This window comes from Rubripirellula lacrimiformis, assembly GCF_007741535.1.
GTDB lineage: Bacteria > Planctomycetota > Planctomycetia > Pirellulales > Pirellulaceae > Rubripirellula > Rubripirellula lacrimiformis.
The window spans coordinates 2,954,639-2,978,277 of sequence record NZ_CP036525.1 but is presented as its reverse complement, the minus strand read 5'-3'; the positions used below and the strand labels follow the sequence as shown (position 1 = coordinate 2,978,277).

The 23,639-nt window shown below is 56.5% G+C and carries 21 protein-coding genes and 1 pseudogene; 19 read left to right on the top strand and 3 right to left on the bottom strand.

What is annotated here, in order from left to right; translation table 11 throughout:
* The first annotated feature begins 59 nt into the window (after nucleotides 1–59).
* Nucleotides 60–974: a sugar phosphate isomerase/epimerase family protein gene (locus K227x_RS10675; RefSeq protein WP_218933921.1), complete on the top strand. Its 915-nt coding sequence runs from the start codon at nucleotides 60–62 to the stop codon at nucleotides 972–974.
* A gap of 123 nt (nucleotides 975–1,097) precedes the next feature.
* Here K227x_RS10675 and K227x_RS10670 read toward each other — a convergent pair whose 3' ends face one another.
* Nucleotides 1,098–2,138, bottom strand: a complete 1,041-nt coding sequence (locus tag K227x_RS10670) for a ferrochelatase (protein WP_145169479.1) — start codon at nucleotides 2,136–2,138, stop codon at nucleotides 1,098–1,100.
* Between the two features lie 48 nt (nucleotides 2,139–2,186).
* Complete coding sequence (locus K227x_RS10665; RefSeq protein ID WP_145177675.1) at nucleotides 2,187–3,281, bottom strand: mannose-1-phosphate guanylyltransferase; 1,095 nt, start codon at nucleotides 3,279–3,281, stop codon at nucleotides 2,187–2,189.
* Nucleotides 3,282–3,479: 198 nt separating this feature from the next.
* Between K227x_RS10665 and K227x_RS10660 the strand changes: the two genes are divergently transcribed.
* The 3 genes and pseudogenes from K227x_RS10660 (at nucleotide 3,480) to K227x_RS31580 (ending at nucleotide 6,395) form a co-directional block, all read left to right on the top strand.
* On the top strand, nucleotides 3,480–4,403 hold the full coding sequence (locus K227x_RS10660) for a sugar phosphate isomerase/epimerase family protein (protein ID WP_145169478.1): 924 nt from the start codon (nucleotides 3,480–3,482) through the stop codon (nucleotides 4,401–4,403).
* A gap of 9 nt (nucleotides 4,404–4,412) precedes the next feature.
* On the top strand, nucleotides 4,413–5,192 hold the full coding sequence (thiD, locus tag K227x_RS10655; protein ID WP_145169477.1) for a bifunctional hydroxymethylpyrimidine kinase/phosphomethylpyrimidine kinase: 780 nt from the start codon (nucleotides 4,413–4,415) through the stop codon (nucleotides 5,190–5,192).
* Nucleotides 5,193–5,678: 486 nt separating this feature from the next.
* A pseudogene (locus K227x_RS31580) lies at nucleotides 5,679–6,395 on the top strand (transposase).
* Between the two features lie 137 nt (nucleotides 6,396–6,532).
* On the opposite strand, the gene K227x_RS10640 reads toward K227x_RS31580, so the two are convergent.
* Nucleotides 6,533–7,930, bottom strand: coding sequence for an integron integrase (locus K227x_RS10640; protein WP_218933919.1), 1,398 nt, complete (start codon nucleotides 7,928–7,930; stop codon nucleotides 6,533–6,535).
* A 280-nt stretch (nucleotides 7,931–8,210) separates the two neighbouring features.
* Here K227x_RS10640 and K227x_RS10635 point away from each other — a divergent pair, with 280 nt between their 5' ends.
* The 15 genes from K227x_RS10635 (at nucleotide 8,211) to K227x_RS10580 (ending at nucleotide 23,586) form a co-directional block, all read left to right on the top strand.
* Complete coding sequence (locus K227x_RS10635) at nucleotides 8,211–8,720, top strand: DUF677 domain-containing protein (protein WP_218933918.1); 510 nt, start codon at nucleotides 8,211–8,213, stop codon at nucleotides 8,718–8,720.
* Between the two features lie 111 nt (nucleotides 8,721–8,831).
* Entirely contained in the window at nucleotides 8,832–9,347 is a 516-nt protein-coding gene (locus K227x_RS30440; protein WP_218933917.1) for a hypothetical protein, read from the top strand.
* 96 nt (nucleotides 9,348–9,443) lie between these two features.
* Nucleotides 9,444–9,797, top strand: a complete 354-nt coding sequence (locus K227x_RS10630; protein ID WP_145169473.1) for a hypothetical protein — start codon at nucleotides 9,444–9,446, stop codon at nucleotides 9,795–9,797.
* Nucleotides 9,798–9,967: 170 nt separating this feature from the next.
* Complete coding sequence (locus tag K227x_RS10625) at nucleotides 9,968–10,321, top strand: hypothetical protein (protein ID WP_145169472.1); 354 nt, start codon at nucleotides 9,968–9,970, stop codon at nucleotides 10,319–10,321.
* A gap of 751 nt (nucleotides 10,322–11,072) precedes the next feature.
* Nucleotides 11,073–11,552 carry a Clp protease N-terminal domain-containing protein gene (locus K227x_RS10620; RefSeq protein ID WP_145169471.1) on the top strand — a complete coding sequence of 160 codons (480 nt, stop codon included), beginning with the start codon at nucleotides 11,073–11,075 and terminating at the stop codon, nucleotides 11,550–11,552.
* Between the two features lie 111 nt (nucleotides 11,553–11,663).
* The gene (locus tag K227x_RS10615) at nucleotides 11,664–12,419 is read left to right on the top strand and encodes a hypothetical protein (protein ID WP_145169470.1); all 756 of its coding nucleotides are present in this window, start codon (nucleotides 11,664–11,666) and stop codon (nucleotides 12,417–12,419) included.
* Between the two features lie 981 nt (nucleotides 12,420–13,400).
* Nucleotides 13,401–13,811, top strand: a complete 411-nt coding sequence (locus tag K227x_RS30435) for a hypothetical protein (protein ID WP_218933916.1) — start codon at nucleotides 13,401–13,403, stop codon at nucleotides 13,809–13,811.
* A 502-nt stretch (nucleotides 13,812–14,313) separates the two neighbouring features.
* Nucleotides 14,314–15,231 (top strand): tyrosine-type recombinase/integrase, encoded by a 918-nt coding sequence (locus K227x_RS10610; RefSeq protein WP_145169469.1) that lies wholly within the window; start codon nucleotides 14,314–14,316, stop codon nucleotides 15,229–15,231.
* Nucleotides 15,156–16,670: an IS91 family transposase gene (locus K227x_RS10605; RefSeq protein WP_246146731.1), complete on the top strand. Its 1,515-nt coding sequence runs from the start codon at nucleotides 15,156–15,158 to the stop codon at nucleotides 16,668–16,670. Before K227x_RS10610 ends, K227x_RS10605 begins: the two co-directional genes overlap by 76 nt.
* A 168-nt stretch (nucleotides 16,671–16,838) precedes the next feature.
* A complete protein-coding gene (locus K227x_RS30430; protein WP_218933915.1) occupies nucleotides 16,839–17,144 on the top strand; it encodes a hypothetical protein in 306 nt (101 codons plus the stop codon).
* A gap of 1,082 nt (nucleotides 17,145–18,226) precedes the next feature.
* Nucleotides 18,227–19,564 carry an IS91 family transposase gene (locus tag K227x_RS10600; RefSeq protein WP_218933914.1) on the top strand — a complete coding sequence of 446 codons (1,338 nt, stop codon included), beginning with the start codon at nucleotides 18,227–18,229 and terminating at the stop codon, nucleotides 19,562–19,564.
* Nucleotides 19,565–19,926: 362 nt separating this feature from the next.
* Nucleotides 19,927–20,712, top strand: a complete 786-nt coding sequence (locus K227x_RS10595; RefSeq protein WP_145169467.1) for a DUF6602 domain-containing protein — start codon at nucleotides 19,927–19,929, stop codon at nucleotides 20,710–20,712.
* Between the two features lie 705 nt (nucleotides 20,713–21,417).
* On the top strand, nucleotides 21,418–21,795 hold the full coding sequence (locus tag K227x_RS10590) for a hypothetical protein (RefSeq protein ID WP_145169466.1): 378 nt from the start codon (nucleotides 21,418–21,420) through the stop codon (nucleotides 21,793–21,795).
* Nucleotides 21,796–22,199: 404 nt separating this feature from the next.
* The gene (locus K227x_RS10585) at nucleotides 22,200–22,721 is read left to right on the top strand and encodes a hypothetical protein (protein WP_246146730.1); all 522 of its coding nucleotides are present in this window, start codon (nucleotides 22,200–22,202) and stop codon (nucleotides 22,719–22,721) included.
* Between the two features lie 109 nt (nucleotides 22,722–22,830).
* On the top strand, nucleotides 22,831–23,586 hold the full coding sequence (locus K227x_RS10580) for a toll/interleukin-1 receptor domain-containing protein (protein WP_145169465.1): 756 nt from the start codon (nucleotides 22,831–22,833) through the stop codon (nucleotides 23,584–23,586).
* Nucleotides 23,587–23,639 lie beyond the last annotated feature (53 nt).

The following is a 23,639-nucleotide window of genomic DNA, read 5'->3' as shown; positions in this document are numbered from 1 at the left end:
CGTCACACGTCACAAACCAAAGCCACCCGATGCCGATCCCCCCGTTTGAAAATCACGAAATGAAACGACGACAATTCATCCAAGCCGCTGGCGCAATGACGGCTGCCGCACAAACATCCTCGCTACTAGCGCGTGATCCGATTGTGCGAACCGGGCCGCCCCGTTTCCAAATCGGCTTGGCCGCCTATTCGCTGCGAAACTACTTTTCGTTCATGAAGGGCAAACAGCGACCACCGGCCGACGATGGACCGGCGATCGACATGGTCGGGTTCATGGATTACTGCGTCGCACAGAACTTTGATGCTGCCGAACTGACCAGCTATTTCTTTGACCCGTCGGCCGACGACGCCTATTTCCTGAACCTGAAACGCGAAGCCTACCTCCGCGGACTGGCTATCTCGGGCACCGCGATCGGCAACAACTTCACCGTCGGACTGGGGCCGCGACTGGATCAAGAAGTGGCCGATGCCATGGCCTGGATCGACCGCGCGGCACTGCTGGGGGCTCCCCACATTCGATTCTTTGCCGGCACCGGATCCCAACTGGCAAGCGCACCGGAGCGGATCGTCGAAGCCTCCGACGCACTGAACCGATGCGCCGAACATGCGGCCAAACGAGGCGTGTTCCTTGGAGTCGAAAATCACGGCAACCTGACCAGCGACCAGATGCTGGAACTGATGCGTCGCGCCGACAGCCCCTGGGTCGGCATCAACCTGGACACCGGCAACTTCGTCTCCGACGATCCCTACGGCGACCTGGAAAAATGCGTTCCCTACGCGGTCAACGTGCAGGTGAAAATTTCGATGCGTTCGCCCGACGGAAAACACTACCCGGCCGACATGAACCGCATCGCCAAAATCCTGAAAGACGGTGGCTACCAAGGATACGTGATCTTGGAATACGAAGACGCCAATGCCTACGACAAGATCCCGGCCGCCCACGAAGCACTGCGCAGCGCGCTGGCGGCCAACTAACCTCCCAACCGTAGTGGGATTCGCCAGAATCCCCTTGTTGGGCTGATGATCGGGAATTCTGGCGAATCCCACTACCTACGGAATTTAGGCGTTGAACGCTTTCGCGTTCAGGACGCGGGCGTATCAGGTCGCAGGCGCGGGTCTTCGCGCCGGGGTATAGGTGCAGCAGTCGGCCGGACACACGTCGTGCCAAGGCCCCAAGTCCCCCAGTGCTGGCCTTCCTTCCACACGCCCCAGTCGCTCTTCGACCAATTCGCGGATCATCCCCACGAACGATGGCGAGGTTCCGGCGGTGGCGGCGCGAGCCATCTTGATCCCGCGTTCCTGGCACAACTGAGCCGCTTCTTCGTCCAAGTCAAACATCACTTCCATGTGATCGCTCACGAACCCGATCGGGACGATCACCAGCGATGACAGCTTGGACGCATCGTCCATTTCAGCGATCGAATCCAAAACGTCAGGTTCCAACCACGGCTGCTGTGGGGGACCGCTGCGGCTTTGGAACACCAACTTCCAGCTCTTCACGCCCAGGGATTCCGCGACCAAGCGACTGGACTCTTGCAACTGCAACAGATAATCACAGTGGTCAGCCATGCCGATCGGGATGCTGTGGGCGGTGAACAACACGGTCGCGTCAGCAGCCTCGACGTTGATCGAATCGAGCGATTGACGCACTGATTGGGCCATCGTTTCGATAAATCGAGGGTGGTTGAAACCCATCCGAAGCTTTTCGACCATCGGCGCACCTTCGCCAACTTCTTCTTGTGCCGCGATGATGTTTTCGCGGTACTGGCGGCACCCGCTATAGGAACTGAACATGCTGGTAAAAAACGCCAGTGCCCGCTTGCAGCCATCGTCGCGCATCTGGCGAAGCGTGTCGGGGAACAGCGGGTCCCAGTTCCGATTCCCCCAGTACACCGGCAAATCGATTCCCGACGACTTGAACTCGGACTCGATCGCCGCCATCAATTCGCGATTGTGCTGGTTGATGGGACTGACACCGCCGAAATGACCATAGTGCTCGGCCACTTCCAGCATCCGCTGCCGCGGCACATTTTTGCCGCGCAGCACGTTTTCCAAAAACGGCATCACGTCCTCGGGGCCCTCGGGACCGCCAAAGGAAACGAGCAGAAAGGAATCATAGGGTGGCGGTGTGCTGGTCATGTTTCGACGATTTCCAAGAACAAAAGTGAGAAAGTCTCTTCAGGGCGTCTACAGCAGATCGGTCAATCCGCGTTCTTCCAATGCCTTGACCGCTTCGCGAACGCGTTCTTCGGCATGCTTGGGCGCGACCAGAGTTGCGTCCGCCGTTTGCACGACGATCAAATCTTCGACGTCGATGGTGACCACGGTATGCCCCGGCTGGGTCATGATGATCGATCCCTTGGTATCAATGCCGACATGCGATCCGACGACGGTATTGTCGTCGGCGTCTGGTTCGTTCAATCGCGACAGTGCCTGCCAACTGCCGACGTCATCCCAGGGGAACGGAGCCTCGATCATGACGACGTTGTCATACGATTCCATCACGGCATAGTCGATCGACGTCCCCTTGATCGCTGTGAATTCGCGTTCCAATGTTTCTTCGTAGCTGTCGGTCCCCATCGATGCTGCGATCGCAGCGATACGCTCGCTGATCGCTGGCACCTTGGCTTGCATCGCATCCAAAATGGTCGACGCACGCCACAGAAAAATACCGCTATTCCAAAAGTACGTGCCCGCCTTCAAGTACGATTCCGCCGTCTCGTGGTCAGGCTTTTCGCGAAACTGTTTAACTTTGTATGCCGATATCCCATCTGCGGTCTCGCCGTGGGCTGCCCCGATCGGTTCGGCTGCCTGGATGTATCCAAACGATTCAGCCGGATAGGTCGGTTTGATGCCGAAAGTGACGATCCGGGTCGGATCCTCTTCGATCAATTGTTCGGCCGCGGCAAGTGCTGCCTGGAATTTTCCCGGTGACGCGATGACGTGATCCGAGGGCATCACGGCCATCGTTCCATCGGGATCTTTATGCTGAACCAACGCGGCCGCTAGACCGACACAGGGCGCGGTGTCCCGTTTGCACGGTTCACCGACGACATTTTCCGCTGGCAATTGTGGCAATTGCTCCCGAACGGCGTCGACCAGAATTTTGTTGGTCACAATCATCTGACGCGATGGCGGGATCAGGTCTCCCAAGCGATCGACAGTGGACTGAATCATCGTGCGTTGGCCCGAAAGCGCCAACAATTGTTTGGGCACCAACCTTCGACTCGCAGGCCAAAACCTAGTCCCACTTCCGCCAGCCATGATCACAGCATGCAACATTGCGGTCCCCGTATCCCCTGCGTCTGGAATGATTTGCCGCCGGCCAACGTGGCCATCCGGTACTCCCTCAGCGAAAACGGTAACCGACATGGCCTCGGGCGTGAAGAACCCGCGCGGGCCCAAGCGGTCGTCTTGTTGCCGCCCCCGGCCTGGCATACAAACGGATGCTAAAACCGTACGAACAACCGGAGAATCCCCATGTTGCCACTCGGCTTTGTGTCCGCCATCGTCCCTGACCTGTCGCTACAGGAAGTCTTTGCGACGGCCGCCAGCATCGGGTTTGACTGTGTCGAAGTGATGTGTTGGCCGCTGGGTAAATCGACGCGTCGCTACGCCGGTGTGACTCATATCAACATCGCCGAACTGGACGTTAACCAAATCACCGAATTGTCGGCAAAGTACGGTGTCAGCATCAGCTCGCTAGGCTATTACCCCAATGCACTCTCCCCCGACGCCGCCGAAGCCGAGCAGGCTGTCGAACATATCCGGTCCCTGATCACGGCATCCTCCATGCTAGGCGTCGACCGCATGACGACATTCATCGGCCGCGACTGGACCAAGAGCATCGATGACAACTGGCCCCGTTTTCTAGACACCTGGAAACCGATCATCGCGCACGCCGAGGACCAGGGTGTGAAAGTGGGCATCGAAAACTGCCCCATGCTGTTCACCGCCGATGAATGGCCCGGTGGCAAAAATCTGGCACAAAGCCCCGCGATCTGGCAGCGGATGTTCAACGATATCCCCAGCGACCACTTCGGCCTGAACTACGACCCGTCGCATCTGGTGTTCCAGCACATGGATTATCTTGCCCCGATGCAAGATTTTGCCGACAAGCTATTCCATGTTCATGCCAAAGACGTCCGCATCGACCGAGCGAAACTGAACCAAGTCGGCATCCTGGCGCACCCCAACCTGTACCATTCCCCGAAACTGCCGGGGATGGGCGAAGTCGACTGGGGCAAATTCTTTTCGATCCTGACCGACACGGGCTATCGCGGACCAGTTTGCGTGGAAGTCGAAGATCGAGCGTTCGAGTCCACCATCGAAGACTGCCGACTGGCGCTCCAGCAAAGCCATACTTACTTGCGCAACTTCGTTCCCAAACGGGCCACGACCTAAGATCCGCCCATGACCATCGCACTTACGATCGCGGGCTCTGACCCATCAGGCGGGGCCGGACTGCAAGCGGACCTGAAAACATTCCATCACTTCCAAGTGTACGGAACCAGCGTCGTCAGCCTCCTGACCGTGCAGAATACTCAGTCGGTGCTGGACGTCCGAATCATGGACGTCGATCTTGTGCTGGCTCAGCTTGATGCGGTGCTCAGCGATGTCCCACCATCGGCAGCCAAGACTGGCGCCCTGGGCAGCGCCCGCCTGATCGAAGCGATCGCTGATCGCGCCCAGCGGTTTGCATTCCCGCTAGTCGTCGACCCCGTCATGGTCAGCAAACATGGTGACCGTTTGATCGACGACGACACGATTGATTCGATTCGCCGGCGACTGTTGCCAACCGCCACCTGGGTGACACCCAATCGCCACGAAGCACAGGTCATCACACAATCGAAAATCGATGACGTGGCGTCGATGGAGCAGGCTGCCAAACAGATTGCCGACATGGGTCCGGACAACGTGTGGATCAAAGGCGGTCGACTGGGCGACGAAAGCCTAGACGTCGTCCGCATCGGATCGGAAACCCGGCACCTGCGCGGCCCCTGGATCGATACCCAAGACACGCACGGCACGGGATGCGTTCTGTCGGCGGCACTGACCGCCAACCTGGCCCTGGGCGTCGACGCTTGGCAGGCCGCCGAAACAGCCAAGGCGTTCCTGACTCGGGCGCTAAGACCCCACCCGAAGATCGGTCGCGGCATCGGCCCCGTGAACTTCTTTCCCCCCAACGACTAACCCTTCCTGCAGCGATGGATCGGTGGACCGGCAACCTGTATTGCCTCAGTTGGAACTGGAGTCATGAACGAATTGGCGATTGATCAGGACGCCCTGCTTTACCGAAAACTTCTGCGTCGCGGATCCAGTCAGGAGGTTTTTCGCGTTGGGGAAACATCGACGGGTCGTAGTCTGCAATGACCGAAAAATTGCTGGCCGATTCCAGGCCCGCGATGCTGGCGGCGTGCCGGCCGCTAGTCCGACGACTGGTTCGGACAGACGAATAACACCCAGAACTTCTCGTTCGAACTGAGTCACTGACATTCAAACTCTCATTTTCGAAAGCCGAAGCAACGCCACATCCGCGAATGCCCCCCCGAAAACACGCGTCGAGGGATATTAGCCCGCATTATTCACCGGGAACTTTGTGAATTGAAAAGCCATCGCGTGAAACGCTACGTTTAACGGTTAACCACAACCAACTTAAACACAGCAAGGAATCACGCGATGGGTGAACACCAAGGTAATCTTTTTGAGCCGCAATTCAATCGCTCCGTCAAGGTTCAAGCGACCGATCATCGAATCACCGCCAATGCCGGCGTTCTCTTGCTTCGCGAAGCTGAACATCGGCTCGGCCTGTTCGATTCAATCGCTAAGGACATCCGTGATCCCAGACGCCCCGACCGCATTCGCTATCGCATCGACGAGCTGATTCGCGAACGGACCTTTGCGATGGCCGTTGTGTGCTCCGCTCAAGACGACGTCGACCGACTCGCTCATGACCCTGCCTTTCGCGCGTCCGCCTGGAACCGCACCGGCGACAAGGTCGCCGACGAGCCACTGGCAAGCCAACCCACTCAATCCCGCTTGATCAGCATCCTCGCTCGACAGCAGTGCAACTTAGAAGCTGTCTGAAACGGACTGGCTCAAAGTGTCGAGCGTCATGTGTTCGCCTCGGGAGGTCGCCGCGTCAAACATGTCACCATCGACATTGACAGTTTCCCCATCGAAGTTCATGGCAAGCAGCATGGAGCCAGCTACAACGGCTACTACAAAAAGTCGGTTTACCATCCATTGGTTGCATCGCTGAGCGTCCACGGCGACTACGACCGATGTGCCACCAGAACTGACCGAGTGGTTTTGCAGAGGCAACGCATTTTACGAAACTATTGTGTGATAATATTAGTTTTGGGAAATGACAAAGATCTGATCAATCCGATTTGAACCCCACGTCGTCGCCATGCTGGATCGGGTAGAGAAACTGCTTGCAGATCAGGATCAACTTCGGATCGCCATGCCCGGCAGTCGCTGGGACTTTCCGAAACCTGTGCCGGCCAACCGTGGACGGTTCAATTGACGGCTTAGCCTGTTGGCGCCTCAGGAACTTTGGGCCGATCATCGTCCTTGTCACGGGGATCGCTGGGGCCCGATAGTCGATCGAGCGGGCTGATCACACAAATTCCGGGGCGATTCATGACGTGAGTGTAGATCATCGTCGTCTTGACATCCTTGTGCCCAAGCAACTCTTGAACGGTCCGAATATCCGCTCCGTTTTCAAGCAAGTGTGTCGCGAAACTGTGACGCAGAGAATGCGGTGTCGCCGGCTTCACGATCGACGTCCGCGACAAGCCACGCTTCATCGCATCTGCAAAAGTGCCAGCGTGCACGTGGTGACGGCGCAGCAGGCCGGTTCGCGGATCTTTGGACAACTGTCGCGATGGAAAAACATATTGCCAGCCGAGTTCACGATCCGCATTGGGATACTTTCGCTTGAGTGCGAACGGCAAATAGACTCGGCCATGTCCGTCCTGTAAATCATCGCGATGAAGCGACCTGGCCAGGTCAATGCAACTTCGCAGCGAATCCACGGCTGCACCTGGCAGGACGGTGATCCGGTCATGCTGACCTTTGCCGTCGCGAACAACAATATGACCGGTGTCGAAACAGACATCCTTGATGCGCAGGCAACGGCATTCGCGATGACGCAGTCCGCTGCCGTAGATCAGCCGAAACATCGTTGCGTTCATGCCACGTATGTGGGGCGCCAGTTCCGCAATCTCGGGTCGGCTTAACACGACCGGCAGGTATCGGCTCGATTTTGCCCGGACGCGTTCGACAAACTTTAGATCGCGGCCGACGACCTTCCCAAAAAAGAAGAGCAATGCTGCCAGAGCTTGGTTTTGCGTCCCCGCAGTAACTTCACCGACGACTGCTAGCTCGGTTAGGAAATGCCCAATTTCGGGCTCGCCATATTTGTCCACATTTTCGTCGTCCAAGTGGCGAATGAAACGAACGAGCCATCCGACGTAGGCCTGTTCGGTGGACTTTGGGTGATGGAGCACCCGCATTCGCGCTCGCATTTTGCGTACAGCTGCGGGTTCATTCGGATCGATCAGTCCTGGCAAGCCTTCGCCAGGCATACCGCCTCCATTCTCGACTGCCACCCCGGCGCGCTTTTCAACTTCAGCGAGCTCACCAAGCTTCTGTTTGAAATGAACGAAATCCACCTCGTCATTGCGTAAGACGAGCGCTTGGTACCACTCGACCGCTCGGGCCGCCTGCAATCGCTGCCAGGCTGGCACGCCCCGATCGCGGAGAGAACGGAGGAACGCGAGCACCCGGGACGTCTCAACTTTCAGAGGCTCACCGTCATCTTGCTGTAGTCTTGCGTATTCATCGAACCATTGCGGCATCCATGCCAAATCATTGGGATGCAGCTGGGCACGGCTCAATCGTTGACGAAACAGCTCAACAGACATTGGAACATCCTCAGCGAAAGGCACCTCCCATCAGTGAACGTGTGTTCTATCCCCCGCGGAGAGGCAAGGCAAGCAAAAAGTGCTTTGAATCAGAAAAGTTCAATCGAGATTCGGTTCTCTCTTCCCCCTCGCTCGGGCTAAGCGTATTATGCACGGGTCAGCCGGGCATAAAACCCTTTATCTTCGCCTGACCCAGTCTGTAAAATGTTTAGACCCCGTGTGAGGCGGGGATAATTAATCGTTACCCGACTGAAACCTTGCGCAACACGGCCCGCTCGTAATGGCACTCGTTTACTCCGGCATAGCGTGTCCACTTTGCTCGGCCCCAATCGTCGATCCCGATGTGGATGCTTTCGCGATGACCATGCACGGTTTTGACGATCCGCGATTCGCCATTCTCGATGACGCTGTTTGCCATCAGCGTTGTCTCGACAACTGGGAACTCAAGCAAGAATTCGTTTCCTATGCCAACGAAAACTTTGGCGTCGGGCTTGCACTCACGCACGGCGGACAAGTTATCTACCGTCCTGAGATCGTTGCACGCTCCAAGGATTTCCTGGTGATTGCTGTCGTCGCGCTCCTCGGCTTGCCGTCGCTCGCCATTAACCGATTGATTGGGCGTACTGACGTATCCGTTGCTATGTTTCTGATCGTTCCTGTTGCTGTATTGTCTCTGTCAATTTGCGCCATTTTGATGGGCGTCCCCGCATGGGTCTGCATCGCAACTTGGGTTGGACTGTCGATTGGATCACTTGCATCCATTTGGTATCGGACCGACAATGGCGGGTAACCAGGCCGTGAACCGGAGAACGGCTTGCAAGGTCTTACAGATGGAAAGCCACCTATCCGTTCCCGGTTACGGCAACCGTTACCCGACTGACTGCACTCTCTTTCGTCGACGATGAATTCCGATTCAACAACGCAACCTCGCTCTCGCATCCGCCGTTACTCAGTTCTCGCCTGCGTTGCGATCGTGGTTCTTTGCATCACTTTCGGCCCCGCGGTCTATCGGCAGTTCACCCTAACACATGGCTTATCGCCAAACTTGATTTCTTCTATCACGCTCAAGCCAAACGGCGACCAACCTCCCGTAACGCTGGATGATCCGGATGACATTGCGGACTTCGTTACTTGGCTCGCATCAACGCGCGACGCTAGCCGGTTACGGTCTGCTCCACCACCAACCATTTTCGATGGCTCGATTGTGTTCTCAGACGGAAACACGGAGCCCATCAACTCTTCGGCAATACTGCCTCTGCTCGAAGACTATGCCACTCTTGATGGTTCCGAACGCTGGGACCGTATGCTGCTCACTCCACGGTCTGATGTTCGGGTGTACTTCCGTGGTATCATGCGTTCCGGCGACCGACAGTCGCTTGCCCGCCTGATCTCGTCACGCCCAAATAACGGCGGGTAACAATCGCGTGCACCCGAGTACGCGAGTCGGGCGGTTTTGAAGTTGAGAATCATTCGCGCGTACCGGGTGACGCGTAACGTTATTCGACTGAAACGCATGCCTAGCAACCCGTTCGAACCGCCTGCGTCGACCGATGACCTAAAGAATGCTTCGACTGGCGACACGAATTGGACCGATTACGTTTTCGCTTTAGTTTGCATTGCCGTGCTGGCGGCGAACTACATCTACGGCGTCCTCTGCGCACTAGGCTCGCTCGGCCGTGCAAAGCCTGAATGGTTCATCACTCCAGCAATCCTTTGGCTCGCTGTCTTTTTAGGTGTCGCGTATCTGCGATTTGCTGGCTACTTCGGTTTCCGGCAGTCGCGAAAATGGTTTTTGGTCGCTATGTCGTCAATGTCGGGCACTACGATCAATCTTTGGTTTCTAAATCAACTGATGGCCGTCGTGTAAGCTATAGTGAAGACGTTGCCCTCTCCCGTACACAATACTCAACCAAACCTGCCTTGATCCATGCCGGCGAATAACAAAGCCATGCAACGGAGTCGCGTGTCACGTGTTTTGGCAGTGGTTGAGTCGCTCGCCGCGACCCGCTGATGGCCGACGTTATTCGACTGAAGCGCATGCCTAGCAACCCGTTCGAACCGCCTGCGTCGACCGATGACCTAAAGAATGCTTCGACTGGCGACACGAATTGGACCGATTACGTTTTCGCTTTAGTTTGCATTGCCGTGCTGGCGGCGAACTACATCTACGGCGTCCTCTGCGCACAAGGCTCGCTCGGCCGTGCAAAGCCTGAATGGTTCATCACTCCAGCAACCCTTTGGCTCGCTGTCTTTTTAGGTGTCGCGTATCTGCGATTTGCTGGCTACTTCGGTTTCCGGCAGTCGCGAAAATGGTTTTTGGTCGCTATGTCGTCAATGTCGGGCACTACGATCAATCTTTGGTTTCTAAATCAACTGATGGCCGTCGTGTAAGCTATAGTGAAGACGTTGCCCTCTCCCGTACACAATACTCAACCAAACCTGCCTTGATCCATGCCGGCGAATAACAAAGCCATGCAACGGAGTCGCGTGTCACGTGTTTTGGCAGTGGTTGAGTCGCTCGCCGCGACCCGCTGATGGCCGACGTTCCCCGACTGAATCGTCCTAACTTGCACCTACTAATTCGCCGCCAACCTGAGCTGTATCGAGCGAGCTGCATATTCGTTTGCGCGGCCCACGTAGTCGGGTGCTACACAGCTGCAACTTGTCGTGGCTACCCGGCTCCACCCTGGTGGACGATTCCCGCGATGTACGTCGCCCCTTTCTTTTGCGGATTTCCGGCTCTGTTCGACGACGACAGATCGGTTCGCCATCGGGGCGTCATTCAGATGTCGGTTGCAATGGGGATCATTCACGCTGTCGCTTGGTGCAATCTGGCTTATGCTAGGCCACATCCCGGGCATCACCTTGGATTCCTCGGGCTGCTCTTGGCCATTCTGCCGTGGCTGCCGTTTGCTTTTGTTACAATTCCGGTAATGGCATTTTGCCTGCTGTTCGTTGAACGCGTGTTTGGTGACTGCTGGGGGCTGTTTCGGCGATTCCGTCCTGATTTGCTCGCGGGTACAACACAGACTGCGGGGAACCATCCCGTGCACCGGAGCCGGGCTTGCGAGGGTTCACAAATGGACAATCAACTTTCCCGGCCCGGTGACGGGTGACGTTCTGGCACTGAACACACTCCGGCATGAACGCAAAAGTCTATAGCCGATTCAACGCCTCTGCGGTGCGTACGATGCGGTACGCGAATCAAGCGGCTCGGCGTCTTCGCCATGACTACATCGCGTCAGAACACATCTTGATCGGACTGATCCGCAATCGCGGTTGCCCCGCCCATCGCCTGCTCGCGCGTCTTGGTGTTACGCGGGCGGCGATCGTCCATGAGTTGCGCAAGCATATGGCGATTGGTGACTCCCTTGCTGACAAACGACGTAGACCGATACGGCCGGACGCGCATCGTGTTGTAGGTTCTGCCGCGAGTTGCGCGGATCGCCTTTGTCACGAATCCATCGCGACTGAGCATATCTTGCTTGCCCTGCTCGCCACTGACACGGGAGTCTCGTCACGTGCGTTTGCGGGCCTTGGTCTCGTGTACGATGATGTACTCGGACTCATCGCTTACGACCTTGGCGTGACGTTGAACGATGCAGAGAAGCCAGAACCATGACATGCACGGGAGAACGGCTTGCGTGGTTTTTGAAGTGGAAAGTCTTTCGTCCGTTCCCCGTGATGTCTAACGTTATCCGACTGAAGCTTACCCCAACCCAAAGGTCACGCTATGAAACGCAATCTCGTTCTACTGATGATGGCAGCGACGGCATTCGGGCTTAGCGCTGTTGCGTTCGCTCAATATGATCCCTTCGCGAGAAGCGTCAACGACGATCCGTTCGGTGCTGCTGGCAATGACCCGTTCGCTGATACCGCAAACGTCGATCCATTCGGTACTGCCGGCGGTGGTGACCCATTCGGCGACGAGAACGACGATCCGTTTGGTGCTGCTGGCAATGACCCGTTCGCTGATACCGCAAACGTCGATCCATTCGGTACTGCCGGCGGTGGTGACCCATTCGGCGACGAGAACGACGATCCGTTCGGTGCTGCTGGCAATGACCCGTTCGCTGATACCGCAAACGTCGATCCATTCGGTACTGCCGGCGGTGGTGACCCATTCGGCGACGAGAACGACGATCCGTTCGGTGCTGCTGGCAATGACCCGTTCGCTGATACCGCAAACGTCGATCCATTCGGTACTGCCGGCGGTGGTGACCCATTCGGCGACGAGAACGACGATCCGTTCGGTGCTGCTGGCAATGACCCGTTCGCTGATACCGCAAACGTCGATCCATTCGGTACTGCCGGCGGTGGTGACCCATTCGGCGACGAGAACGACGATCCGTTCGGTGCTGCTGGCAATGACCCGTTCGCTGATACCGCAAACGTCGATCCATTCGGTACTGCCGGCGGTGGTGACCCATTCGGCGACGAGAACGATGATCCGTTCGGTGCTGCTGGCAGTGACCCGTTCGGAGGATAACAATCGCGTGCACCGGAGAACGCGAGTTGAGCAATTTCGCCGTTAGAAACCTTTCCGCGCGTTCCCGGTGACGCGTGACGTTCCCCGACTGAAGCGTTGTCCAAATCGCATTGAAACCCGAACCGTCGATACCGAATCCATACTCGCCACCAGTCAGCCCGAGTGCACCTACTGAACGGTCGGTTCAACCGCACCAAACTCGTCGAGGTCCTGCATTGTTTCTTGCGGTTGGCGGATTGCTCGGTGCGATGGCAGCCATCACGCTGGTTGTAGCGATCCCAATTTCTGCCGATCCAAATCCGATTGGATACCTATTCGTACTTCTTGGCGTTCCATTGGGTGGCCTATCATATCGACTCCGTTCTCGAACATACCCAATCGACCGCGATGCACGCTCCCGCCAACTTCGATACTCCGCCTGTACCCTATTGCTACCCGCGTCGATAGCACTTCTCACGGGCATGCGTGCTCAGGGATTCATGATGACGATTGTCGGGTTTGCAATCTCTGTGTCACTCATCTCTGGTATCATGATGGCTGGTTCGCGACGCCAACGGAGCGGGGAACCATCCGATGCACCCGAGTCGCCGAGTCGGGCGTTTTGACAATGGAAGATCTCTCGCGGCGACCGGGTGATCGGTAACGTTATTTGTACTAAACCGACGCGTCTTTTGGTGCATCGGAACCAATGGCCTCGGCGCACAACTCGTGATCTCAATGCTCGATGGCGCTCCGTGATCGACTCGCACGACTGCTGGCAGCGCGGGCTGAGGCAACGCCCAAAAACTTGCCGGCCGACCTCATGCCCGATAGGCTGACGGCTTGCCGACCGCTAGTCCGACGACTGGTTCGGGCAAACAAATAACCAAGTCGTGCACACGGAGCACGGCTTGCAGGTTTCCACAAATGGAAAGTCGTCTCTCCGTGCCCGGTGACGACCGACGTTATTCGACTCGGAATCACTTTACCCCACACTAGCCAATGACCTTTATCTACAGCCTTCCGATTTGGCTGCTGTTTGCTGCTCTTGCGATTCCGCTGGCGTGCGTTGCCTGGGCATCGCGGCAAATGTCGACCGATATCGCGGCGACTGCGGACTACACGCCGAAGACCACGGACGAGGGCCCTGTTACTTACAACGAAGACGGTACACGGTCCCAGTCATTTACCGTGGTTGCCCTAACGTCAGTTTCGGGCCAAGTTACGTATCCATTCGGCCCCGTCTCAATTTCCGCTAACGCTCGCGAATGGGCAGCAAACGCGGTTTTGCTGGGTCTGCTGCTCGTACTTATTGGGCTAGTTGGTATGCTGCACTTTCCGACTGCAACTCGCGCGGCAATACCCGACACCCCGATTGATTACATCGGCCCCGACACTCGACAGGACGAATAACCATCGCATGCAACGGAGGACGGGTGGCAGGCGTTTTGGTATTCTTGTAGGTCTTTCGCCCGTCCCCGCTGATGCGTAGCGTTGAACTTAATCGAGTGGGCTCCGGTGCAGTGGTGAGTCGCGGCGTGTTTGTTGGCGGTGGTTGACGTGGTGGCACGCATCCATGCGTGAAGGTGAGTTGGCATCCATGCCAACTTGGCTCAACTGGGTGATCGTCGAGTTTTATTGCCGCACGTGGGGTCGTGCCCGCTGCCATCTTGTCTCGGTGGCGCCCTGCGGACGCTGTCGGTCGGCGACCGTCCCGGAAGGTTGCCTGCTGAGTCTCCTGTTGGTCGCGGGCGGTGTTTCTGGTCGATCGAGAAGTCTTCGGGCACGGGTTCGGTTGTCGCGAACGTTACGGTTAAATGGGGCTTGCGCTTTTGGGATCTGCAAGCACTGTGGAACGCTTCCGCACTCCGGTTCTCGGCGTGCACCGTTCCAATCCTGCTTTCAGGCATACACCATGACTCCCCACCAAAAGCATCGCTGCGAACTCACCCGGCGAATGGCCGAGGACATGATCATCCGCAACTTGGCCCAGTCTACGATCGACGCCTACACCTATCACGCTCGACGCTTCGCTGCCTTCATCGCCAAGCCGCTGGGCCGAGCAACCGTCGAAGACGTTAGAACCTTCCAGCTTTACCTGATCCAACAAAAGAAGGTCGCCTACAGCACCTTCAACCAAGCGGTCTGCGCGCTACGGTTTCTCTATACGCACACCATCCGTGTCTCCTGGCCGGTCAAGATGGTTCCATTCGGCAAGCGGATCAAGACGCTGCCGACCGTGCTGAGCCGTCATGAAATCGACAAGCTGATTCAATGCACACCCAACCTCAAGCATCGAACCTTTCTGATGACGCTCTATTCGGCGGGGCTGAGGTTCTCCGAATGTGCCAACCTGAGGATCGCCGACATCGACTCCAGTCGGATGATGATCCGAGTCGCCTGCGGAAAGGGCAAGAAGGAACGGCTCGTGCCGCTCTCGCCAAGACTCTTGCAAGAGCTGAGGGTCTACTGGAAGAAGTACAGGCCATCGGATCTGCTGTTCCCCGGCAACTCGGCGACGAAGACTTACGCCGACACCACGATCCAGAAAATGATGAAGCGGTCGGCCGCCAAGGCGGGAATCAAGAAACGCGTTTACCCGCACGTACTCCGGCACAGCTACGCGACGGGGCTCTTAGAAGCAGGCGTGGACCTGTTGACGATCAGCAAGCTGCTCGGCCACGCCAGTTTCACCACCACGATGGTCTATCTGCACTGTCGCCGCGAACATCTGCACAGTGTGCCCAGTCCGCTGGATTGGTTGCCAGTGAAACAATTGCCGACGTATCAGCCAGCGGCAGAGAACAGCGGTCCACTGCCGCAGGAAAGCTAAGCGTCGCACAGATCCTGCGTCTGGGTGCCGCTGGGGCCGTCAATGACGCGACGTCTGGTCAGGTCCAAAGCGTGTTGGCAAAGCTTTCGCTTTGCCGCACGCATGTGTTGGGAGGGCGCAAGTTTAGGTGCGCTGACTGTGCCGAAATTACTTCGCTGTACAACTCCTGCGGTGACCGCCACTGCCCCCGCGTCGCAGTCGTAAACTCGTGTAGCGGCGGCAAGCGAGTCGACTTTCACGACAAAGCAACCAAGTTGATCCTGTCTGGTGTGACGTACTATCAGGTCGTCTTCACGCTGCCCAGCGAACTGTCCGAGTTGGCACTTGCGAACCGCTACGAGATGGCGGACTTGCTGGTGGACTCGGCCTGGAAGAGTCTGTCGAGGCGAATCAAAGCCGAACAGGATTATGATCCGGCGGCGATGACGATTCTGCATACTTGGAATCAGAAACTCGAGGCGCATTGGCATGTTCACATGCTGGTTCCCGGCGCGGGTCCGGGCCTTAGCACGCGTCAGTGGACAGAGGCGACCGCACCGACGGGCTCCAGAAACTCCGACGGCTTCTACTTGGTGGATGCGGATCCGCTTCGTGAAGCGTATCGCGAGCAAGCGATCGGCAAACTCCGCCGACTGCGTTCCGCCGGCAAGTTGAAACTGGTCGGTAAATTTGAGTATCTTCGCAGCAACGAGAACTGGGACGCGTTCGTGAAGAACTTGGAATCGAAGAAATGGGTGGCCTACATCCAACCGCCTCCATCGGTGACGAGTTCGGCCTGCCAAGTGGTCCGTTACCTGACACGCTATCTGACTGGTGGTCCGATCAGTGACCGCCGTATCGTCGCAGCGGATGCAGACGAAGTGACGTTCATGGCTCGTGACGGCAAGCGGGTCGGCGGCGAGCGAGAGCAGGTGCCGGTGACGATGAGCTCCAGCGAATTCGTAGGCCGCTGGTGCCTTCACATTCAGCCGGACCAACTAACGAAGACTCGTTACCTAGGTGGATGGAGCAACAATCGCCGAGGCGCCTACCAAGATCGTTGCCGCGAGCAGTTGGAGGCAGTGGAGGGATGGCGACTTGAAGAACCATCAGCTGACTCGTCCAAGGAAGCGTTCGCCCAGTCGCCAGACCAAGTGTGCGAGCACTGCGGCAGCGACCGGATAGAACTGATCCAAGATACGCCGAAGCCTTCATGGGCAGAGATCTTTCGGCGAGAGGACGATCGCTGCCCGGAGTGGTACGCCGACCGGCAACGGGAGTCGCATCGTCGTCTCTGGACGGCCAGCTACGGTACCGATTTTTACGATTGGTACGTGGAAACCCAGGTAGAAAGTGCAGAGGAAATCGAGCGGGAGCGAATCGCCATGGTTCAGTTGCCGCTGGCAGGATTTACGGGCGATCTCGGCTACCCCCAGTCGTATCTGGTAGACTCATTCTGACGGGCCGGTCGTCTCGGCCTACGTCCGCTGTGCTGCCACCAGTGCGGCGACAAAGTTCAACGCACGATCTATCCGTCAGCCAGGCGGCAACCCCAACATGCAACACTGGGGTCTTTCACGCCTGGCCGAAGGATAGATCGCAATTCGTTATCCGACTGAATTAAACCCATGACTCGGTACTCAGCTGCTCTAACGCTGCTTGCGGTTACCATGTTGCTCGTGACGATTGGATGCGTCTACGCACAACTGCTTTCCGGCTACAGCGGAATAGGCGTTGACGGCGTCACTGTGCGCAATGATCCATCCCTGCGTTCAATGCTCAGCCTGGTTGCCATTGTCACGTGGGTGACGTCGGTTCTGTCTTCGCTATTGGCGATTCGGATATCGACCGGCTTCGGTCGTGCTCTGCCGGCTGGACCGCTGCTCATCTCGCTCGGGCTGCTCACGTTCGCTATACTTGGCGCGATCTTTTGATACCCTCTAATGCCAATCGCCGTCCCAAACTTGCAAGTATCCAACGGATGCACCGGAGCTTTCGACAACGCGTTTTGGCAATGGTTGATGCACACGCGACGGCCGGAAATTCTGGACGTTACCCGACTGAAATCACTTGTTGAACGACACACATCCTAACGAATCGTGAGCTCGAAGGAACCAGTGAAAATGCGATGCACATTGACCGTTGTCTGTCTCCTACTCCTTTCATCTTGCTGCCTTGGGCAAGGTGCGAACAACACACCGACCAACGAGACTCCTGATATTGCCGAATTGCAAACTCGGCTCGAGAAGCTTGAGCAACGCGTAAAAGAACTTGAATCTGATGGAAACGTCGGTCCGCAATCCGAAGGTCAGGGAAACCTACAGAAGAATTCCGATGTTCATCCCGACTGGACGCATCCAGCCACGAGCCCTGTCTGAAGGCCTACACGTATGCGTTCGATTTACTGGTTTCCGCCCCAGGTATTATGGTCATCTGCTTCTCCCGGTCAAAAACCGCTCCCAGAACCACCGCCTCGTGGCGAAGTACCGGACAACTGGCAAGAAATCAACTATTTTGGTCAGTGGTATTACCTTGTTCCGATGAACAAACCGACAAGCTCTCCTGCCGCCGGAGAACAAGAATAGCGGATAACGATCGCATGCAACGGAGCCGGCGGTCGGGTCGGTTTTGAAATCAACGCGTATTGCGCCGGCCCGCTGATGCGTAGCGTTGAACTTAATCGACTCATGATCGGTGCGCTTGATTGTTGCCGAGTTGGCTCGATGCCGCCGCGGCGTTGGCGACGCACGATGACCGGACTCTCCTCGCGTCAGCGTTTTGTTGGCGATCTCCATTTGCTTCGGCATTGAGCCCGTTGCGGCGTGACGTTGGTCACGACCGTCTATTGCGCACGGTTGTTTCGACGACTGGGGCCGGATAGCTAAAGTCGTTGCCCGGATAACTCTTCAAAGCGAATGAGCCTGCGCGCTCACGCAAATACTCTTGGTAGTTTTCACTTCGCTCGCCGTGCATGGCCAGCGTGGTGACTCCTCGACTGTTTGTGGTTCGGATCGTTATGAGTGTCCTTGCAAGTCCGCTGGCTGCGGCGATTGCCAGCCCTGTCCTCGCTGGGGTGAAGAAGCCCAGCGAAGCGATCCAGCCGTCCAAGGATTTGACGGTTGCGGCGCTGCTCAAGCGGTACACGTCGCAGTACGTCAAGGCGAATGCCTCCGCGGCGGCCCCACAAGTGCAAAGCACGTTGGCAAAACTGGCGCTGTGTCGCACGCGTGCGTTGGGTGGTCATGTCTATCTCTGTGAAGGATGCCAATCCGAAACGCCCGTCTACAACTCTTGCGGCGATCGTCACTGCCCCCAGTGCAGTGGTGCGCGACGTGCCGATTGGTTGGATTCGACTTGCGAGTTGCTGGTTCCTGGCGCGACCTATTTTCAAGTGGTCTTTACGTTGCCTGAGGAGCTCTCGGCCCTGGCGTTGGGAAACCGTCGTGAAGTCTACAACCTTCTGTTTCGTTCCGCTTGGGAAGCGCTGCGAGGACTGATCGCCGACGAGCAAGGATTCGAGGCTGCTGCGGCGATGGTGCTGCATACTTGGAATCAGAAACTTGACGCTCATGCACATGTGCACGCGTTGGTGCCAGGCGGCGGCCCGTCGCTGGATCCTTCGCGTCCCGGTTGGATCCATAGTCGCAAGCAGAACGGGAAGCCCTCCTCAGCACCCTACTTGGTTGATGCCAAAGAACTTCGCAAGCGGTATCGCGAGGCTGTCTTGAAAGGGCTACGTCGATTGCGAGAGAAGGGCAAGCTCAAGTTGCAAGGTCAGTTCCAGGCGTTGCAGGATCAAGCAGGCTGGGACGAGTGGCTCGGTCGCTTCGAGCACAAGACTTGGGTCTCGTTCATTCAAGGCCCACCGAATGAGCATTGCCGTCCCGAGCATGTTGCGAAGTACTTAGCACGTTACATGACGGGTGGTCCGATCAGTGATCGTCGCCTGATTTCGCACGAGGATGGGAAGGTCCAGTTTTGGGCGCGAGTGGGGAATCAGACCGGCGGAGGTGATGGACGTGCTGCGCCGTACACGTTGAGCGGCGTGGAGTTCGTTCGTCGTTGGTCGATGCACATCCTTCCTAAGGGTTTTACGAAGTCACGCCGCTACGGTGGTTACAGCAACCACCATCGCGATCGCTATATGAAAGAATGCATCGCGTTGCTGCCAGTGGAGACGCCCCCAACGCCCACCGTCGATGAGGAGGCGGGGCCAGAGGAGGCGGCTGAGGAGTTGACACCGCAGTGCGTCCATTGCGGTGAGCCGATGGAGTTGGTGCAGTCGAGCTTCAAGCCAAGTTGGAGTGACGTGATGTTCAGCAAGTATCGACCAAGATGGTATGCAGATGATTAGCAACCAGCGTCGCTTGCACCCATCACCATCAGAGGGCCGCGATTTCCGTTCAGAAAAACCGGAGGTTGATTGCTGCGCAAAGATCGAAAATCGCAGCCAAAGCCGAGCGGTCAGGCCCCAACACGGTTCTCGCGTGGTGGGACAACTTGCGATCAGCGTCGTGCCTGGAGTAAACTGGCAGTGCTGCGGGAGCAACCAATTTGATTGATTCCGCATAGGTTTCCCCCAGGTCGGCGATCATGAGTCGACAAAGTTCAACGCACGATCTATCCATCAGCCAGGCGGTAACCCCAACATGCAGCATTGGGGTCTTTCACGCCTGGCCGAAGGATAGATCGCAATTCGTTATTCGACAGGACGCCATGCCCAAGCCATTCTTCACGCGTCTTGTAAAATACTACAGCTCGGTTGCCGCCGTCTTGCGCGGCGAATCCGACGCTGCCGACATTTTCCCAAACACTACGGACAAAGGTGGCGCACGTGAGCAGTTGTACGTCGACTTCTTGCAAAATCATCTGCCATCAGCGTGCAATGCAAAACTCGGCGGGTTCGTCTTCAACCAAGCGGGAGAAGAATCAAAACAGATCGACGTGATCGTCTCAACAGATATGTGTCCTCAATTCAACGTTGGGCTAAAGTCGTTTGCATGTATCGACGGCGTACTTGCTGTCGTTTCGATCAAATCGATGCTAGACTCTGCTGGCATTCGCGACGCGATCACGAACATTGCTTCGGTGCCACAACACCGCATTGATTACCCTTGGGACAAGATCGTCATCGATAATCCGATGATCGATATGTGGCCGCTGAAAGTCATCTACGCCATCGACGGCGTAACAGTCGAAACCCTGCAGAAAACCATCTCTGAATTCAATCATCCGACACAAACGATCTCGAAAAATCGCCTTCCTGACGTGATTCACGTTGCAGGCAAATACTCATTGCGAAGATCATGGGTCGATATTGTTCACGAAGGGCGTACGATTCCCGCTTGCCGTTATGTTACGATGACCGCTGAGGTGGACGCGGCGTGCCTCGCGTTTGTGGTCGAACGAATCCAACAACTGTGTCTCGCCTCACGGTTCATTCCGTACAATTTCAGTGACTACGTCTACCGAATGTATGGAATGGAACCCCCGCCAATATGATCGCAAAAAGTCGAATAACCACGGATTGAACGCGAGTTCCGTTGGCTCTTTCACTTTGCGGTTCAATGTCATGTGACGGAACCGCGTTAATCCAAACGTTCGTCAGACTAACTGATTCTCAATGGAGCATCACATCCAAACCGCGAAGTGGTTAATCGTCCCGACACTGGTCGTAATCGCGCAAATTGCGTTTGACGCTGCGGGCGGGTTCGACACCGAATTCGGCGTTTACAGCTTCATCGCAATATCGCTAGTGGTACTGTTGACCTGGCGACGCAGATTGGGAAGTCTGATCTTACCGCTCACAAAAAGAGAAATCGCGGACATGGGGAACATGGATCGCCCCGACAGACGCTTTGCGTTCTTGACGATGGCGTCACCTTTTGCATTCCTGTTCGCTTTACAGCTGTTGATATTGGTCCTGGTCCTGACAAACTCGCCAACCGTACAGGGATATTCGCGTACCCTCTGGACCGTTTTTGCAATTACAGCGATCGGATTCTACCGAATCGCCTTGCTCGCTAGTTACTGGATTGTCACTCATAGCGCTCGCTGGCGTCGGATACTCAATGCACACCCACCGCGCCGTCCCATACAATAACGCTGACGAACCATGTGGTGCACCGAAGTCGGACCTGCGCCTTTGCTTGGCCATCACAACATCCACCATTCCGACTCGGTGACCACCGACGTTATCCGACTGAAATGCCAATGCAACTCGCTTCACATCTACTAGCGACGGTTTTCATCGCCGCAATCCTGTGGTGGAAGGGCTACACCGTAGGATTCGTAATCCTTGGGACTTTCGCCGTGATCGTCATCTTCGGAGCCACGTATGTGGCGGAGGTGTCGATAAGCCGCTTCGCCAATCGAACCACAATTCGCAGCAATTGGTCGGATGGCACATACTTTCTTGTGGCCATGGCGATCTATCTTTCGTTCCAATCTACCTATCCAAAGTCCGATTTGCTTTCCAATGTTTGTGTGTTTGGTTTGGCAATGCTCCTTGGCCGCGTTACTGCCCAGCTCGCATTCGGCACACGTCGTGTCAACGATGACAACGCAATTCATACCGGCGGATAGCCAATGAAATGCACGGGAGCAACGGGCGGCGCATTTCGGTAGTTAGAAACCCCCAACTCCGTTGCCCCGTGATTTCAACCGTTATTTGTACTAAACCAACGCGTCTTTTGGTGCATCGGAACTGTTGGCCTCGGCGCACAACTCGTGATCTCAATGCTCGATGGCGCTCCGTGATCAACTCGAACGACTGCTGACAACGCGGACTGACGCAACGCCCGAAAACTTGCCGCCTGACTCCATGCCCGGTAGGCTGACGGCTTGCCGGCCGCTAGTCCGACGACTGGTTAGGGCAAACAAATAACCAAGTCGTGCACACGGAGCACGGCTTGCAGGTTTCCACAAATGGAAAGTCGTCTCTCCGTGCCCGGTGACGACCGACGTTCTGCCAAAAGGAGACTGACGACTTGAAACGTAGGACGCGACGATCGCTGACTCTATTCGCTGTCCTGCTCATCGCGGTGGGGTGGCCGCCCATCTACACGGTGTTCGTTCATCCGCTCATTCAACAGAGCCTTTCCGATTCGCATTTGTCCAATCAAGAGCTTACGAAGCTCTTGTACGCAAGCCGGTACACTATCGAAATTCCTGAAGAGCCTGACGGGCATTTTTTGACCTTCGATGCCGTCGTCGATGGCAAGACTACTCGCGGGGGCGGTTCTTCGGTCGAAGGTGGTTCGACGATCACTCTCCTTTTGCGTCGCAACCAACAAGCTCGCAAGATTGAATATTGTTGGCTAGATCGTAATACTGTGGCTCGCGGCATTCTGGATGATCCGTTGTCAGGAGCAGGTACGTTCAGTGTCAAGGAGGACGGTGCGATCACGCCTGGCGATTGGGTCCTGCGCGGGGGACGCGAGAGCCTGCAGGTGTATCCCGCAGACGAACCTGCGGAGTTCGAACTGCGACTTGCATTGGACGATCCATGAGGCAGAACCATGGGTTGCAACGGAGGCCGCGAGTTGACATTTTTGAAGTGGAGAGTCGTTCGCGCGGCCCCGCTGAACCCTGCCGTTATGCGGCGACAGTTGGACCAACATGCAGTTTGATACTTTCATCAGCCATGCAAGCGAAGACAAAGACGAAGTCGCCCGGCCTCTTGCCCAAAAGCTTCAAGAATTGGGAGCGACCGTATGGCTCGACGAATTCGAACTGACGTTGGGCGATAGCCTGCGTCGGAAAATCGACGAAGGCTTGGCACAATCTCGTTTTGGAGTGGTAGTCCTCAGCCCGTCCTTCTTTGCGAAGGAATGGCCGAACAAGGAACTTGATGCACTTGTCGCCCGCGAAGACGGACGAGGAAAGGTCATCCTGCCTGTTTGGCACAAAATCAGCAGTGACGATGTAGTGGCGTACTCGCCACTACTGGCCGGCAAACTTGCAGTCACGACGTCGCTGGGAATTGATAATGTGGCTTCACAGATCTGTCGTGTGGTGATTGGCCACGAACCTCCAACCGACAACAAGTGCGAACGGTACCCCCAAACCGAGTCGAAACCGATTGTCCAATCTCTGACGGGTAGGCTGATTACGGCAAGGTCTGAACGTGAATTACAAAAACTGCGGTACGAAGTTGACCAGCAACTTGCACAGTCGCCACATGCCCCAGACCTGCGAATGCTCCGCGATGATGTCCACCGAGCCTTAACTGCTGGGCCTGTAATGGCCTCACCGCCGTCGTCTATTCGCAGGCTTACATGGCTCGTCCGACGAAGACCCGCCTTGGCGGTTATCGCCATCGCCTTCGCGGCAGCGCTCCTCGCTGGGCTATTCTACGTCATATCCCAGTGGTGATAGAATGCCGCATAACAAAGGCATGAACGCGGAGCCGCCGGTCGCGCGTTTTC